Genomic DNA, 14,948 nt, shown 5'->3' with positions numbered 1-14,948 from the left:
CTCCTATCTGCCTCTGGGGTGGTCCCCCCCCTCATCTCCCCCCCCCCTCCCGCTGGGGGTACCACCCCACACCCATAGCCCCCCCCGCCCGGCCCCCCCCCCCACGCCCGCCTTCACGGTGACGGCCCCGGCGGGGCAGGCGCTTCATCTCGTACGCCTGGAGATGCGCGACAACCGCGACAACGTGCTGTCCGAGAACACCTACTGGCGTTACCAGAAGGGCACGGACATGCAGGTCCTCACCTCGATGCCGAAGGCCCGGCTCGCGGTGTCGACCAGTGGCGTGAAGCGGTCGGGCGACGACGACCAGGTGACCACGACCGTCACCAACCGTGGCTCGACCGTGGCCGCGCTGATCCGGCTCGCGGTCCGTGACAGCCACGGCGATCGCGTGCTGCCGGTCCGCTACGACGACAACTACTTCTGGTTGCTGCCGGGCGAGTCACGCAAGGTCACGGTCTCGTGGCCGTCGCGTCTCGGGTGCTCGCACGGCGTACAGGTGTCGGCCGAGGCCTACAACGCATGAGAAAAGGGGCCGGGCTTTTTGAAGCCCGGCCCCTTCTCGGTACGCCTTAAGCCAGCCCGAGCACGTCCAGCACCCAGGACAGGATGAAGGCCTCTTCCTTCCAGGAGTCGTAGCGCCCGCTCGGGCCCGCGTGTCCCGCGCCCATCTCGGTCTTGAGCAGGTAGTCACCCTCGGGGGCGACCGCCCGCAGCCGAGCGATCCATTTGGCCGGCTCGTGATAGAGCACCCGGGTGTCGTTGAGGCTGGTCATCGCCAGAATCCTGGGATATTGCAGCTTCTCGACGTTCTCGTACGGGCTGTAGGCCTTCATGTAGGCATAGACCTCGGACGATTCGATCGGGTTGCCCCACTCCTCCCACTCGGTGACCGTGAGCGGCAGGTTGGGGTCGAGGATCGAGTTGAGCGGGTCGACGAACGGCACCTCGGCCACGATCCCGGCGAACGCCTCCGGGGCCAGGTTGGTGATCGCGCCCATCAGCAGGCCACCGGCCGAACCGCCCCGGGCGACCAGCCGGGCCGCGCTGGTCCAGCCGTGCCGCACGAGGGTCTCGGCGCAGGCCACGAAGTCGGTGAAGGTGTTCTTCTTGGCGAGGAGCTTGCCTTCCTCATACCACCGGCGGCCCATCTCGCCGCCGCCCCGCACGTGCGCGATCGCGAAGACGACGCCCCGGTCGAGCAGCGAGAGCCGGCTGATCGAGAAGTACGGGTCGACGCTGTATTCGTACGACCCGTAGCCGTAGAGCAGTGCCGGGGCCGAGCCGTCGCGCGGGGTGCCCTTGCGCGCCACGATCGAGATCGGCACCCGGGTGCCGTCGCCGGCCGACGCCCAGTCGCGGAACTGCTCGTAGTCGTCGGGGTTGTAGCCGCCCAGCACCGGCTTGCGCTTGCGCAGCGTCATGGTGCGGGTGACCAGGTCGACGTCGTAGACCGACTCGGGGGTGACCATCGAGGTGTAGCCGATGCGGACGGACGTGGTGTCGTATTCCGGGTTGCTGGTCAACCCGACGCTGTAGAGCGGCTCCGGAAACTCCATGTCGTAGGAGTCGGTGCTGCCGTCGCCCATCACCCGCAGGCCGGTGAGGCCGTCGCGGCGTTGCGAGATCACGATGTGCCGGGCGAACGCGTCGACCGACTCGAGCCGGGTGCCCGGGGTGTGCGGGATCAGCTCGACCCACTCGCCGGGGCTGTCGGCCGAGGTGTAGGCCAGGGCGAAGTCTTCCGCGTTCTTGTTGTGCAGGATCAGGAAGCGGTGCCCGTGGTGCTCGATCGAATATTCGACGCCCTGCTCGCGCGGGGTGACGACGACCGGCTCGGCGGCCGGCTCGTCGGACGGGATGACCCGGACCTCAGAAGTGATCTTGCTGTTGGCGTCGATGACGATGAACTTCTCGCTGCGGCTGAGCTCGACCCCGACCCAGAACCGCTCGTCGGGTTCCTCGAAGACCAGCACGTCGTCGACGCCGGCCTGCCCGACCGCGTGCCGCCACACCCGGCACGGGCGCCACGCCTCGTCGACCGTGATGTAGAACAGGGCGCTGCCGTCGGCCGACCAGGCGCTGCCGTAGTGGGTGTCGGTCACCTCGTCGGGGAGGATCTCGCCGGTCGTCAAATCTTTGACGCGCAGGGTGAACCGCTCGTCGCCGTCGAAGTCGGTCGAATAGGCGAGCCGGGTGCCGTCGGGGGACACGTCGAAGGTGCCGAGCGCGAAGAAGTTTTTGCCCTCGGCGAGTTCGTTGCCGTCGAGCAGCACCTCTTCGCCCGGGCGGTCGTCACCCATGGGCGGGTCGTCCTGGCCCGGCCGCACCGGGACCCGGCAGTGGATGCCGTACTGCTTGCCCTCGACCGTGCGCGTGTAGTACCAATACGCGCCCTTGCGGCTGGGCACTGACAGGTCGGTCTCCTGCGTGCGGCCCTTGATCTCCTGGAAGACGGTGTCGCGCAGGTCGGCCAGGTGCTCGGTGGCCCGCTCGGTCCAGGTGTTCTCGGCCTCGAGATAGGCGGTGGTCTGCGGATCGTCCTTGTCGATCAGCCAGAAGTATTCGTCGTTGACCGTGTCGCCGTGGAAGGTGCGCTCATGGGGCACCTGCCGGAGCGAGGGCGGGCTGTCGGGAGTCACACCCTTACGTTACCGGTGCGTGGGGACTTTTTTGTCGACCACGGACACCGCGCGTTCGAACACATGTACGATATGCCAGAGTGGACGATCTTCAGACCGGTCGATCGTGGGGTGGCGTCTGACCGGGACCGAACCCCTGGGGGACTTCGACATGAGTGACCCGGTCCTCGACGCCCTCGTGGACATCTGCGGTCCCGACTATGCACGCGCCGGCCGGTCGGTCGACGCCGTCGGCGGCCATCGTGTCGCCTTCGTGGCCGTTCCGGCGACCGCGCAGGCGGCGACCGACGTGCTCCGGTTCGCGGCCGACCGCGGTCTCCGCGTGTTGCCGCGCGGCTCCGGCAGCAAGATTGACTGGGGTCGGCCGCCGACCGGCGTCGACCTGCTCCTCGACACCGCCCGGCTCGGTGGCATCTGGCACCACGACGTGGGCGCGGCGACCGCCCAGGTCGGCACCGGCACCCCGGTGCGGGCCCTGCAGGCCGCCCTCGCGCTGCGCGGCCAGCGCCTGCCGGTCGACCCGCCCTCGCCGACGGCCACCCTCGGCGGCATGCTCGCGGTCAACGAGTCGGGTCCGCTGCGCCTGCGCCGCGGCACCCCGGCCGAGCACGTCGACCGCATCGCCTATGTGGATCGGTCGGGCGACGCCGGCGAGTCCGACGGCGAGCAGGGCCGGCCCGGCATCGCCGAGATCAGCGGCGTGATCACGAGCGCGACCGTGCGCCTCGAGCCGGTGCCCGCCTCCCGCCGCTGGGTCGGCGTGACCGTCGCCAGCCCGCTCGAGATGCGCGACCGGGTCGAGCAGGCGCTCGACGACCATCCCGCGCTCGGCGCTCTCGAAGTTGATCTCCCGGGCGGTCAGCCCGGCACCCTGGCCGCCCTGTTCGAGGACGCCGACGCCTCGGCCGAAGCGCTCGCGGCCGCCTGGGGCACGGTGACGACCCCGATCGCGCCGCCCTGGTGGGGCCGTTACCCGTTCGGCCGGTCCGAGGTCGCGCTCCGGGTCTCGACACCGGTCTTCGACCTGGCCGCCGCGGTCTATGCGCTCGGCGACGCGGCCGGGCGCCCGGTGCCGGTGCGCGGCTCGGCCGGCCTGGGCGGCGTCCACGCGGTGCTGCCCGGCGATCTGCCGCCCGACCGGCTCGGGAGCGTGCTCGACGCGATGAGCCATGTCTTTCTGGCCCGCACCGGCCGGGTCGCGGTCGTCTCGGCGCCGCCCGAGGTCGCGGCGCGGCTCGACATGGCGACCCGCCAAGATCTGTTCTAACTGAGGACGGCGTGCTGCCGGGAGGGCCGCGCGGTCGACGGGTGGTGGCGCAGCCCGGCGATCGTGCCCACGGCGTAGGTCAGATAGGCGAAACGGCCGACCGCGGCGGCCCCGGTGAGGATCAGCTCCTGCGACGAGAGATGCCGGGGCAGCAGCTGGACACCGGCACCGAGCAGCGTGGGGGCGATGCCGAGGATGATCTCGTCGAGCAGGCCGTGGTCGACGAACTGGCCGACCAGGTCGCCGCCGCCGGCCAGCCACACGTTCTTACCCTTGGCGGCCACGTGCATCGCCTCGTGCACGCGCTGCACGTCGCCGCTGACCATGAAAATGTTGGCATCGGGCACCAGCGGGAGCTCGCGGCTGCCGAAGACCCAGCACGGCACGTCTCCGTACAGATCGTGCCAGTTGCGCGGCTCGGCCAGCACGTTGTCGTTCTCCAGCACCCACTCGTAGGTGTTCGCACCCATGCAGAAAGCGCCGACCCCCGCGAAGAAGCCGCCGAACGGGTTCTCGCTGCCGCCGTCGACGTCCATGAGCCATTCCAGCGAGTTGTGCTCGTCGGCGATGAAGCCGTCGATGCTGGTCGCCGCGTAGTACTGGGTTTTCGGCATGCCCTCACGATGCCACGCGAATGTCGCCGAAAGGGGCGAAATCGACGTCAGGCGTCGTTTCTCAGAACCAGGATCGCGATATCGTCGCGGGGCTCCTCGACCGAAAAATTGATCGTGGTCGAGCGCAGGCGGGCCGCGATCACGTCGGCCGGATAGCCGGCCAGCGGGCCCGCCGCCTCGCGCAGCCGCCCGGTGCCGAACAGCTCCCGGCCTCGCCGGCGCTCGGTGACGCCGTCTGTATAGAAGATAAGCGAATCACCGGGCTGAAGTCGCACTTCGACGTCGGGAGACGAGATCGACTCGAGCAGGCCGAGCGCGGTGCCGCCCTCGCCGACGAACGAGGTCTTGCCGTCCGAGCGCACCAGCACCGCGCGATCGTGGCCGGCCAGGTGGAGGCAGACGGTGAGAATGCCGTCCGATTCCCGGGAAACCATCGCCATCGCGAGCGTGCAGTAGCGCCCGCCGCCGCGCTGCACGAGCGTGCGGTTGACCCGGCAGAGGATCTCGGCCATCGGCTTGCCGTCGTCGACCAGGATGCGGATCACGTCGCGGACCAGGCCGGTCACCGTGGCGGCCTGGACGCCCTTGCCCGAGACGTCGCCGACCACGACCAGCCAGTGGTTGTCACTGGACGGGACCACGTCGTAGAAGTCGCCGCCGACCTCGGAGCCGGTCGGCACGTATTCGGCCGCGAAGCCGATGCCGTCGACGTGGGGCAGGGCGGGCGGGAGCAGCGAGGCCTGGAGCGTACGCGCGACCTTGCGCCGCTCGTCGTGAATGCGCGCGTTGTCGATCGCGAGCGCGGCTCGCCGGGCGACGTCCTCGACCACCGCGACCTCGTCGGCGTCGTGCTTGTGCCGCGGGTTGCGCCCGACCGCGAGGGTGCCCAGCCGGGTGCCCCGGGCCACCAGCGGCACCGCGAAACCCTCGTTGGGCGCGCCGAACATGATCTGGGTGCCGAGTCGGGACGCCTCCTCGAGCCGGGCCAGGATCGCGTCGGGGCCGGTCTCGGCCAGCGTGGCGTGCAGCTCGGGGACCGCCGCCTCGTCGGCGTGGGTGGCCGCGGCCAGCTGCAGCCGGCCCCAGGCGTCGGTGGTGTGCACCGCGCACCACCGGCCGAGCCGGGGCACCACCAGCTGCGGGATCAGCGCCATCGTGAGGTTGACGTCGAGGGACTGGGCAAGCAGCTCGCTCGCCTCGGCCAGGAAGGTCAGCCAGGTCTGCCGGCGCACGTCGGCTCGGCGCAACCGGTCGTTTTCCAGGTGCAGCGACAGCCGCTCGGCGACGATCGTGGCCAGGGGCTGGGCATAGCCGGTCGGCGACGCGTCGAGCTCGAGCTCACCCGAGTACGGCCGGTGGACGGTCAGCGGCACCCGGATCGTGGCCGCGTCGTCGCGCGGGGCCCGGCCGTACCGCGCCAGCTGCTGGCGGCCGCCGCCCTCGCCGCGGTCGAGTCGCACCACCCCGCCGGCCGCCCCGGTCAGCCGGGCCAGCCGCGACATCAGGTCGGTGGCGAACTCGGCCAGCCCGTCCTCGCCCGATCGCACCGGGTCGATCTCGAGCAGGGAGGTCAGCGCGCCGACGCTCGGCGTGCCGGCCTCGGGCACGTGGCCGGCCGGCAGCGAGGGGGTGGGCGTGGACGCCGAACCCTCCAGGCGGAACCAGACGCCCTTGCCGCTGCCCTCGTGCACGGTGCCCCAGCGGCTCGCGAAGTGGTCGACCAGCAGCAGGCCGCGGCCGCGCTCGGCCACCTCGCCGATGTCGACGCTCTCGTTGCGGGGGCCGACCGCCAGCTGCTCGACCGGGCCGGGCGCGAAGTCGGTGACCGTGACGGTCAGGCCCGAGTGGTCGGCCTGCACCTCGATGTCGAGCTCGGTGTTGGCGTGCACCACCGCGTTGGTGGAGAGTTCGGTGGTCAGCAGCAGGGCCTCGTTGAGCAGCGTGTCGAGCCCGGCCTCTTCCAGCACCGACCGCACCAGCGCTCGCGCGGCGGCCGGGGTGCGGCGGTCGTTGGGCAGACGGACGCGGCGGACGAGTCCGCCCGCGGGCGCTCCGGCCTCCACTGACACGCATGCATCCTCTCTTGTTGAAGGCCCGATGCACAAAGTCGTCTCTCGCATTGACCCGGTCGGGCGAGAGAGGATAAGGCCCGGACGGCCACGGCTCAGCGAGTGAGGACCAGCATGACTGCGGCGAAAGAAGCCAGCGTCGGCATGCCCGACGACACCGCGCTTCTCGGCGAACTGGCCGAGGCGCTCCGCCGGGTGCGACGCGGCGATCTCAAGGTCCGCCTGCCCCGGCGCAGCGGGGCCGCGGGCGAGGTCGCCGACGCGTTCAACGAGGTCGTGTCGCTGCAGGAGCGGCAAAATCTCGATGTGCGGCGGATCAGTCGCATCGTCGGCCGGGACGGCCGGCTGACCGAGCGGCTCGACGACGAGGGCCTCGACGGAGCGTGGGCCGACAGCGTCCGCTCGGTCAACTCTCTGATCGACGACCTGGGCCGCCCGACCACCGAGATTTCCCGGGTCATCGTGGCGGTGGCCGAGGGCGACCTCTCCCAGCACATGGCCCTCGAGATGGACGGCCGACCCCTGCGGGGCGAATTCCTGCGCATCGGCCGCACGGTCAACACGATGGTCGACCAGCTGTCGTCGTTCGCCGACGAGGTCACGCGGGTGGCGCGCGAGGTGGGCACCGAGGGCGAGCTGGGCGGTCAGGCCGACGTCCGCGGGGTGGCCGGCACCTGGAAGGACCTCACCGACTCGGTGAACCTGATGGCGTCCAACCTGACCCACCAGGTGCGCTCGATCTCGCAGGTCGCGACCGCGGTGGCGCGGGGCGACCTGTCGCAGAAGATCACCGTTTCGGCGCGGGGTGAGGTGGCCGAGCTGGCCGACACCATGAACGGCCTCACCGACACGCTGCGGCTGTTCGCCGAGCAGGTGACCCGGGTGGCCCGCGAGGTCGGCACCGAGGGCAAGCTGGGCGGTCAGGCCGAGGTGCCCAACGTGGCCGGCACCTGGAAGGACCTCACCGACTCGGTCAACTCGATGGCCTCCAACCTGACCAGCCAGGTGCGTAACATCGCCCAGGTCTCGACCGCGGTGGCCAAGGGTGACCTGTCGCAGAAGATCACGGTGGCCGCGCAGGGCGAGATTCTCGAGCTCAAAGACACCGTCAACACCATGGTCGACCAGCTTTCGAGCTTTGCCGACGAGGTCACCCGGGTGGCCCGCGAGGTCGGCACCGAGGGCAAGCTGGGCGGTCAGGCCCAGGTCCGGGGCGTTTCCGGTACGTGGCGGGACCTCACCGAAAACGTGAACCAACTCGCCAACAACCTCACCGACCAGGTGCGTAACATCGCCCAGGTCTCGACCGCGGTGGCCAAGGGTGACCTGTCGCAGAAGATCACGGTCGACGCCCGGGGCGAGATTGCCGAGCTGAAAAACACGGTCAACACGATGGTCGACCAGCTGTCGAGCTTCGCCGACGAGGTCACGCGGGTGGCCCGCGAGGTCGGTTCGGAGGGCAAGCTCGGCGGCCAGGCCCAGGTCAAGGGCGTGTCGGGCACCTGGCGCGACCTGACCGACAACGTCAACTACATGGCGTCCAACCTGACCAGCCAGGTGCGGAACATTTCGTCCGTCACGACGGCGGTGGCGAAGGGTGACCTGTCGCAGAAGATCACGGTCGACGCCCGGGGCGAGATCCTCGAGCTGAAGACCACGGTCAACACGATGGTCGACCAGTTGTCGAGCTTCGCCGACGAGGTCACGCGGGTGGCGCGTGAGGTGGGTTCGGAGGGCAAGCTCGGGGGTCAGGCCCAGGTGCGCGGGGTGGCCGGCACGTGGCGTGACCTGACCGACAACGTGAACTACATGGCGTCCAACCTGACCGCCCAGGTCCGCAACATCGCCAGCGTCTCGACCGCGGTGGCGAAGGGTGACCTGTCGCAGAAGATCACGGTCGACGCGCAGGGCGAGATCCTCGAGCTCAAGAGCACCGTGAACATCATGGTCGACCAGTTGTCGTCGTTCGCCGACGAGGTGACCCGGGTGGCGCGTGAGGTGGGTTCGGAGGGCAAGCTCGGTGGTCAGGCCCAGGTGCGGGGAGTGGCCGGCACGTGGCGTGACCTGACCGACAACGTGAATTACATGGCGTCCAACCTGACCGCCCAGGTCCGCAACATCGCCTCGGTGACCACGGCCGTGGCCAAGGGCGACCTGTCGCAGAAGATCACGGTTGACGCCCGCGGCGAGATCCTCGAGCTCAAAGACACGGTCAACACGATGGTCGACCAGCTGTCGTCGTTCGCCACCGAGGTCACCCGGGTCGGCCGGGAGGTCGGCGTCGAGGGCAAGCTCGGCGGTCAGGCCCAGGTCAAGGGCGTCTCCGGCACCTGGCAGGACCTCACCGACAACGTCAACCAGCTCGCCTCGACGCTGACCATCCAGCTGCGCGCGATCGCCGAGGTGTCGACCGCGGTGACCCGGGGTGACCTGACCCAGAGCATCGCGGTCGAGGCCCAGGGCGAGGTCGCCGAGCTGAAGGACAACATCAACCAGATGATCGTCACGCTCCGCGAGACCACCAAGGCCAACGCCGAGCAGGGCTGGCTCGACTCCAACCTGGCCCGCATCGGCGGCCTGCTCCAGGGCCAGCGCGACCTCGGCGAGGTCTGCCGCATGATCATGACCGAGGTGACGCCGCTGGTCGACGCCCAGCTCGGCGCGTTCTTCCTGGTCGACAACGAGCAGGCGGTGATGCGGCTGCGGCTGGCCGCGTCGTACGGCTACGTGGCCCGCAACCACGAGGTCACCTTCGGGCCGGGCGAGGGGCTGGTCGGCCAGGCCGCGGTCTCCCGCCGCACGATCCGGGTGCGGGCGACCCACGACGGCATCCTGACCATGCGCTCCGGCCTGATGTCGATGCCACCGAACGACCTGGTCGTGCTGCCGGTGCTGTTCGAGGGCGAGATGCTCGGCGTGATCGAGTTCGCGTCGGTGGCCGCCTTCTCGGGGCTGCACCTGACGTTCCTCGAGCGCCTGGTCGCCACCATCGGGGTCGCGCTCAACACGATCCAGGCCAACCGGCGTACGGAGGAACTGCTCGCCCAGTCGCAGCGGCTGGCCCGCGAGATGCAGGACCAGTCGGCCGAGCTCCAGCGCACCAACGCCGAGCTCGAAGACAAGGCGCAGCTGCTCAGCGAGCAGAAGGCCAACATCGAGACGAAGAACCGCGAGATCGAGCTGGCCCGGCTCGACCTGGAGCAGCAGGCCCAGCAGTTGTCGCGGGCCAGCGCCTACAAGTCGGAGTTCCTGGCCAACATGAGCCACGAGCTGCGCACGCCGCTCAACTCGCTGCTCCTGCTGGCCCGGCTGCTGGCCGACAACGGCGAGCAGAACCTCTCCGACAAGCAGATCGAGTTCGCCCGCACGATCCACAGTGCCGGCTCCGACCTGCTCTCACTGATCGACGACATCCTCGACCTCGCCAAGATCGAGGCGGGCCGGATGGACGTCGAGCCCGACCAGGTCGACTTCGACGGCGTACGCAGCTACGTCGAGCAGGCGTTCCTGCCCCAGGCCCAGGAGAAGGGCCTGGAGTTCCGGGTCTCGGTCGACGACGGGCTGCCGGCCTCGATCGTCACCGACTCGCAGCGGATGCAGCAGATCCTGCGCAACCTGCTCTCCAACGCGGTCAAGTTCACCGACACCGGCGCGGTGACGCTGACCATCTTCGCGGCGCCGCCCAACACCGACTTCGACGTGCCGGCGCTGAGCGCGGCCCGGCAGGTCATCGGATTCTCGGTCGCCGACACCGGCATCGGCATCAACGACGAGAAGCTGGCGATCATCTTCGAGCCGTTCCAGCAGGCCGACGGCACCACGACCCGCAAGTACGGCGGCACCGGCCTCGGCCTGTCGATCAGCCGCGACCTGGCCGCCCTGCTCGGCGGCACGATCGTGGTGTCGTCCCGGCCGGGCGAGGGCTCGACCTTCACGCTCTACATGCCCGACGCGCTGACCCCGGACGCGATCCCGGCGATCAGCGCGGCCGGCCTGCCGCCGGCCACGGTGGTGGTGCAGCCCGCCCCGGCGCCGCTCGACCTCCCGCTGATGGAGCTGCCGCCGTCGATGACCCAGCACACCGAGATCGAGGGGCACGTGGTCACCCCGGCCAGCCGGCAGCTGGACGGCGCCACGGTGCTGATCGTCGACGACGACGTGCGCAACGTGTTCGCCCTGACCAGCGCGCTGGAGATGCACGGGCTCAACGTTCTCTACGCCGACAATGGCGTGGACGGCGTACGGTTGCTGGCCGAGCACCCGGAGGTCGACATCGTCTTGATGGACGCGATGATGCCCGACCAGGACGGCTACGAGACCACCCGGGGCATCCGGCGCAATCAGCGCTTCCAGGACCTACCGGTAGTCTTCCTAACCGCGAAGGCCATGCCTGGTGACCGTGAGTCGGCCCTCGCGGCCGGTGCCAGCGACTACATCACCAAGCCGGTCGACCTGGACGAGCTGATCGAACTGATGGCGCGCTGGGTCAACGCCGAGACCGCCGAACCTGAGCGCGGCTGAGGGGAGCACTAGTGCCGGAACGCGCCAAAGCCCTGCTGGTCGACGATCGCAAGGACAACCTGTTAGCCCTGGAGGCGATCCTCCAGGGCCTGCCGGTGCTGCCGGTGGCGGTGGAGAGCGGTGAGGCGGCCCTCAAACAGCTGCTCACCGACGACTTCGCGGTCATCCTGCTCGACGCGCAGATGCCTAACATGGACGGCTTCGAGACGGCCAGCCACATCAAGCGGCGGGAACGCACCCGGCACGTGCCGATTCTGTTCCTCACCGCGGCCGACCGCGACGCTCAGCTGGCGCTGCGCGGCTATGCGGTCGGGGCGGTCGACTATCTGACCAAGCCCTTCGACCCGTGGGTGCTGCGGGCCAAGGTCTCGATCTTCGTCGAGCTGTGGACCAAGACCCAGCAGCTCAAATCCCAGGCCGAGGCGGCCCGGGAACGCGACGCGCAGTGGCAGAAACTGACCGACACGGTCGACGAGGCGGCCCGGGTGCTGCGCTCCGGCGGCGGCGATGCCGCCGCCGTCGCGCTGGCGCTCTTGGAGAGGGCACGCTGGGGAAACTAGGCGTCAGCTATTGACGTACGGGGTGAGCACCGCGCTCAGGGCCTGCCGGAGTACCGCCTTGGGCCGCAACCCGACCAGTGTGTTGACCACGGTGCCGTGCTCGAAGAAGAGCAGCGTCGGCATGGACATCACTCGATACAGGCGCATCGTCTCAGGGTTTTCGTCGGCGTTGACTTTGGCGATCAGCAGGCGGCCCTCGAACTCGCCGGCCAGCTCGGCCAGGTGGCGGGCCATCGGGCCGCAGGGCGGGCACCACTCGGCCCAGAAATCGACCACGACCGGCATCCGGGAGTTCCGGACGGTGGGGGCGAAGGTCGCGTCGGTGAGGATGGTCAGGGCAGTTTCCGGCATCGGGTCTCCCGCTGTTCGACGGCCCGGTTTCGCTGGACGCGATCCTGTTGGGCCTCGGTGAGCTGGGCGCGCAGCCGGTCGCGGACCTCTGTGAGCTGGTCGAGATAGCCGTCGACCTCGGCGAGCTTGCGGCGCAGCACCACCACGGAGTCGGGACAGACGTGTCCCGCCTCGTTGCCGGCCCGGAGACATTCGACGAACGGCCGGATGTCCTCGAGCCCGAAGCCGGCCGCGAGACGGGCCCGGATCTCGGCGACGACCCGGAGTTCGGCATCGTCGTACTGCCGGTAACCGTTGGCGTCCCGCCGGGGCCGCATGAGGCCCTGCTCCTCGTAGTAACGCAGCGTGCGAGCGCTCGTCCCGGCCCGTTCGGCCAGCTCACCGATCAGCATGCGTCGCCCCTCTTCATGTCTGGGCCGACGCTAGGCCTTCACATCGGCGTGAGGGCAATGGTGTTTTCTACGACGTCGCCGAGCTGATCATGAGAGCACTGCGCAGGCCGGTGATGTCGAGCACGCGCATCAGGAAATCGCCGACGTTGGTCAGCGCGAGGAGGGATCCGGCATGCTGGGCCTTGCGGCTGAGCACGACCAGCGTGCCCAGGCCCTGTGAGTCACAGAAGGTGACCCCGGCCATGTCGAGCACGATGCGCGCGGGCGGCTCGGCGGCCACGGCCTCGTTGACGATCGTCGAGAGGTTGGCGACCGTGAGCACGTCGATTTCCCCCGCGAGGTGGAGAACGACCTCGTCGGGGGTGCGCTGAACCGCTATGGACAGCTCCGGTCGTTCCACGTGCCTGAGCCTATCGCCTCCGGTGCGGATCGGCCCGCTGGGCGACGATGAGATCGGGCGGATCCGGACATCCGCCGGTGATGTGAACAACCCTCTTGAGAATCCGGTCCGACCGCGCTGACAGAATGGGATCCGCTGTGACCACCTCATACCGCGCCGAGGGCCTGCCCTACCCGCAGGACGCCCCGGCCTCTCAGGCCCTGTTCGACCGCGCCTCGGCCGTCGTGCCCGGCGGGGTCAATTCACCCGTGCGTGCCTTCCGAGCGGTCGGCGGCACGCCCCGATTCATGGCCCACGGCTCCGGCGCCTGGATGACCGACGCCGATGGCCGGCGCTACGTCGACCTGGTGTGCTCGTGGGGCCCGTTGATCCACGGCCACGCGCACCCCGAGATCATCGCCGCGGTGCAGGCCGCGGCGGCCCGGGGCACCAGCTTCGGCACCCCGACCGCCGGCGAGGTCGACCTGGCCGAGGAGATCGTGCGCCGCACCTCGGTCGACCAGGTGCGCCTGGTCAACTCGGGCACCGAGGCGACGATGACCGCGATCCGGCTGGCCCGCGGCTTCACCGGCCGGTCCAAGATCGTGAAGTTCGCCGGCTGCTACCACGGCCACGTCGACGCGCTGCTGGCCGCGGCCGGCTCGGGCGTGGCCACGCTGGGCCTGCCCGACTCGCCCGGCGTGACCGGCGCGGCGGCCTCCGAGACCCTGGTGCTGCCCTACAACGACGTCTCCGCGGTCGAGGCGGTGTTCGCGGCCGAGGGCGGCGAGATCGCGGCGATCATCACCGAGGCGGCGGCCGGCAACATGGGCGTGGTCGCGCCGCGAGAGGGCTTCAACCAGCGCCTGGCCGAGATCGCCCACGCCCACGGCGCGCTGCTCATCGTCGACGAGGTGATGACCGGCTTCCGGGTCTCGGCCGGCGGCTGGGCCGGGCTCGACCCGGTCGACGCCGACCTGTTCACCTTCGGCAAGGTGATGGGCGGCGGCCTGCCCGCGGCCGCGTTCGGCGGGCGCCGCGAGATCATGTCGCGGCTCGCCCCGGCCGGCCCGGTCTATCAGGCCGGCACGCTGTCCGGAAACCCGCTCGCCTGCGCGGCCGGTCTGGCCTCGCTGCGGCTGGCCGACGAAGCGGTCTACAAGCGCCTCGACGAGCTGTCGGCGACCGTGGGTGCGCTGGCCTCCGACGCTCTGAACACGGCCGGCGTCACCCACCGCCTGTCGTACGCCGGCAACATGTTCTCGATCTTCTTCACCGACGTGGACGTGGTCGACTACGACTCGGCCAAGACTCAGGACCAGGCGGCGTTCAAGGCGTTCTTCCACGAGATGCTCTCGCGCGGGGTCTACCTGCCACCGAGCTCGTTCGAATCGTGGTTCGTCTCGACGGCGCTCGACGACGAGGCCATGGAACACATCGCCGATGCTCTGCCCCACGCGGCCAGGGCGGCGGCCAGCGGGGGAGCATAGGCACCGTGAGCGAACCGACCAGGACGACCGTGCATGTCATGCGGCACGGCGAGGTCTACAACCCCAGCAAGATTCTGTACGGCCGGTTGCCCGACTTCCACCTCTCCGAGCTGGGCAAGCAGATGGCCAAGGCGGCCGCCGAGGCACTGTCCGGGCGCGACGTGACCCACGTGGTCGCGAGCCCGCTCGACCGCGCGCAGGAGACCGCCGAGCCGATCGCGGGTGAGTTCAAGCTCGACATCGCGACCGACACCCGGCTGATCGAGAGCGCGAACTATTTCGAGGGCAAGCGGGTGTCGGTCGGCGACGGCGCGCTGACCAACCCGAGGCACTGGTGGGTGCTGCGTGACCCGATCACCCCGTCCTGGGGCGAGGCGTACCTGGCGATCGCCGAGCGGATGTTCGCCGCGCTCCAGGCAGCGAGGGTCGCGGCCGAGGGCCACGAGGCGGTCTGCGTGTCGCATCAGCTGCCGATCTGGACGCTGCGGCGCTATGTGGAAAAGAAGCGTCTCTGGCACGATCCGCGCCGCCGGCAGTGCGGCCTGGCCAGCCTGACCTCGTTCCGGTTCGAGGGGTCGAAGGTCGTCGGCATCGACTACTCCGAGCCCGCGGCCCACCTGGTCGCGCTCTCCGCCTCGGCCAAGACCGCCAAGGGAGCCTAGG

General features: G+C 69.9%; 12 protein-coding genes. 6 read left to right on the top strand and 6 right to left on the bottom strand.

From position 1 onward, the window contains the following. Positions 1 to 118: 118 nt before the first annotated feature. Complete coding sequence (locus AB0M88_RS10085; protein WP_364098329.1) at positions 119 to 526, top strand: glycoside hydrolase family 2 protein; 408 nt, start codon at positions 119 to 121, stop codon at positions 524 to 526. A 46-nt stretch (positions 527 to 572) separates the two neighbouring features. Here AB0M88_RS10085 and AB0M88_RS10080 read toward each other — a convergent pair whose 3' ends face one another. Then, complete coding sequence (locus AB0M88_RS10080) at positions 573 to 2,642, bottom strand: S9 family peptidase (protein ID WP_364098326.1); 2,070 nt, start codon at positions 2,640 to 2,642, stop codon at positions 573 to 575. Positions 2,643 to 2,793: 151 nt separating this feature from the next. Here AB0M88_RS10080 and AB0M88_RS10075 point away from each other — a divergent pair, with 151 nt between their 5' ends. Then, positions 2,794 to 3,909 carry an FAD-binding oxidoreductase gene (locus tag AB0M88_RS10075; RefSeq protein WP_364098323.1) on the top strand — a complete coding sequence of 372 codons (1,116 nt, stop codon included), beginning with the start codon at positions 2,794 to 2,796 and terminating at the stop codon, positions 3,907 to 3,909. Here AB0M88_RS10075 and AB0M88_RS10070 read toward each other — a convergent pair. Together AB0M88_RS10070 and AB0M88_RS10065 are read right to left on the bottom strand one after the other, a co-directional pair. Then, the gene (locus AB0M88_RS10070; RefSeq protein WP_364098320.1) at positions 3,906 to 4,523 is read right to left on the bottom strand and encodes a dihydrofolate reductase family protein; all 618 of its coding nucleotides are present in this window, start codon (positions 4,521 to 4,523) and stop codon (positions 3,906 to 3,908) included. The two genes, AB0M88_RS10075 and AB0M88_RS10070, sit on opposite strands and share 4 nt — an antisense overlap. A gap of 47 nt (positions 4,524 to 4,570) precedes the next feature. Next, positions 4,571 to 6,592 (bottom strand): SpoIIE family protein phosphatase, encoded by a 2,022-nt coding sequence (locus AB0M88_RS10065; protein ID WP_364098317.1) that lies wholly within the window; start codon positions 6,590 to 6,592, stop codon positions 4,571 to 4,573. A gap of 114 nt (positions 6,593 to 6,706) precedes the next feature. On the opposite strand from AB0M88_RS10065, the gene AB0M88_RS10060 reads away from it, so the two are divergent. Then, complete coding sequence (locus AB0M88_RS10060; protein WP_364098314.1) at positions 6,707 to 11,113, top strand: HAMP domain-containing protein; 4,407 nt, start codon at positions 6,707 to 6,709, stop codon at positions 11,111 to 11,113. An 11-nt stretch (positions 11,114 to 11,124) separates the two neighbouring features. Continuing rightward, positions 11,125 to 11,673 (top strand): response regulator, encoded by a 549-nt coding sequence (locus AB0M88_RS10055; protein WP_364098311.1) that lies wholly within the window; start codon positions 11,125 to 11,127, stop codon positions 11,671 to 11,673. Positions 11,674 to 11,676: 3 nt separating this feature from the next. On the opposite strand, the gene AB0M88_RS10050 is transcribed toward AB0M88_RS10055, so the two are convergent. The 3 genes from AB0M88_RS10050 to AB0M88_RS10040 all read right to left on the bottom strand — a co-directional run bounded on the left by AB0M88_RS10050 (position 11,677) and on the right by AB0M88_RS10040 (position 12,816). After that, on the bottom strand, positions 11,677 to 12,024 hold the full coding sequence (locus AB0M88_RS10050) for a thioredoxin domain-containing protein (protein WP_364098309.1): 348 nt from the start codon (positions 12,022 to 12,024) through the stop codon (positions 11,677 to 11,679). Next, positions 12,006 to 12,416 (bottom strand): MerR family transcriptional regulator, encoded by a 411-nt coding sequence (locus AB0M88_RS10045; protein WP_364098307.1) that lies wholly within the window; start codon positions 12,414 to 12,416, stop codon positions 12,006 to 12,008. Before AB0M88_RS10045 ends, AB0M88_RS10050 begins: the two co-directional genes overlap by 19 nt. A gap of 67 nt (positions 12,417 to 12,483) precedes the next feature. Beyond that, complete coding sequence (locus AB0M88_RS10040) at positions 12,484 to 12,816, bottom strand: STAS domain-containing protein (protein ID WP_364098305.1); 333 nt, start codon at positions 12,814 to 12,816, stop codon at positions 12,484 to 12,486. Between the two features lie 125 nt (positions 12,817 to 12,941). Here AB0M88_RS10040 and hemL point away from each other — a divergent pair, with 125 nt between their 5' ends. Both hemL and AB0M88_RS10030 read left to right on the top strand, forming a co-directional pair. Continuing rightward, complete coding sequence (gene hemL, locus AB0M88_RS10035; protein ID WP_364098302.1) at positions 12,942 to 14,285, top strand: glutamate-1-semialdehyde 2,1-aminomutase; 1,344 nt, start codon at positions 12,942 to 12,944, stop codon at positions 14,283 to 14,285. A 38-nt stretch (positions 14,286 to 14,323) separates the two neighbouring features. Then, the gene (locus AB0M88_RS10030; protein WP_364098428.1) at positions 14,324 to 14,947 is read left to right on the top strand and encodes a histidine phosphatase family protein; all 624 of its coding nucleotides are present in this window, start codon (positions 14,324 to 14,326) and stop codon (positions 14,945 to 14,947) included. Position 14,948 lies beyond the last annotated feature (1 nt).

Origin of the sequence: Actinoplanes sp. NPDC051411 (assembly GCF_040682075.1) — a bacterium.
Lineage (GTDB): Bacteria > Actinomycetota > Actinomycetes > Mycobacteriales > Micromonosporaceae > Actinoplanes.
Note: the sequence above shows the minus strand (reverse complement) of the source record. Positions and strands in the feature narration are given on the sequence as shown.

Coding starts and splice junctions, on each gene's coding strand:
- hemL (WP_364098302.1), top strand. CDS start 12,942: ATGGGATCCGCTGTGACCACCTCATACCGCGCCGAGGGCCTGCCCTAC.
- AB0M88_RS10030 (WP_364098428.1), top strand. CDS start 14,324: ATGCGGCACGGCGAGGTCTACAACCCCAGCAAGATTCTGTACGGCCGG.
- AB0M88_RS10050 (WP_364098309.1), bottom strand. CDS start 12,024: ATGCCGGAAACTGCCCTGACCATCCTCACCGACGCGACCTTCGCCCCC.
- AB0M88_RS10070 (WP_364098320.1), bottom strand. CDS start 4,523: ATGCCGAAAACCCAGTACTACGCGGCGACCAGCATCGACGGCTTCATC.
- AB0M88_RS10060 (WP_364098314.1), top strand. CDS start 6,707: ATGACTGCGGCGAAAGAAGCCAGCGTCGGCATGCCCGACGACACCGCG.
- AB0M88_RS10075 (WP_364098323.1), top strand. CDS start 2,794: ATGAGTGACCCGGTCCTCGACGCCCTCGTGGACATCTGCGGTCCCGAC.
- AB0M88_RS10045 (WP_364098307.1), bottom strand. CDS start 12,416: ATGCTGATCGGTGAGCTGGCCGAACGGGCCGGGACGAGCGCTCGCACG.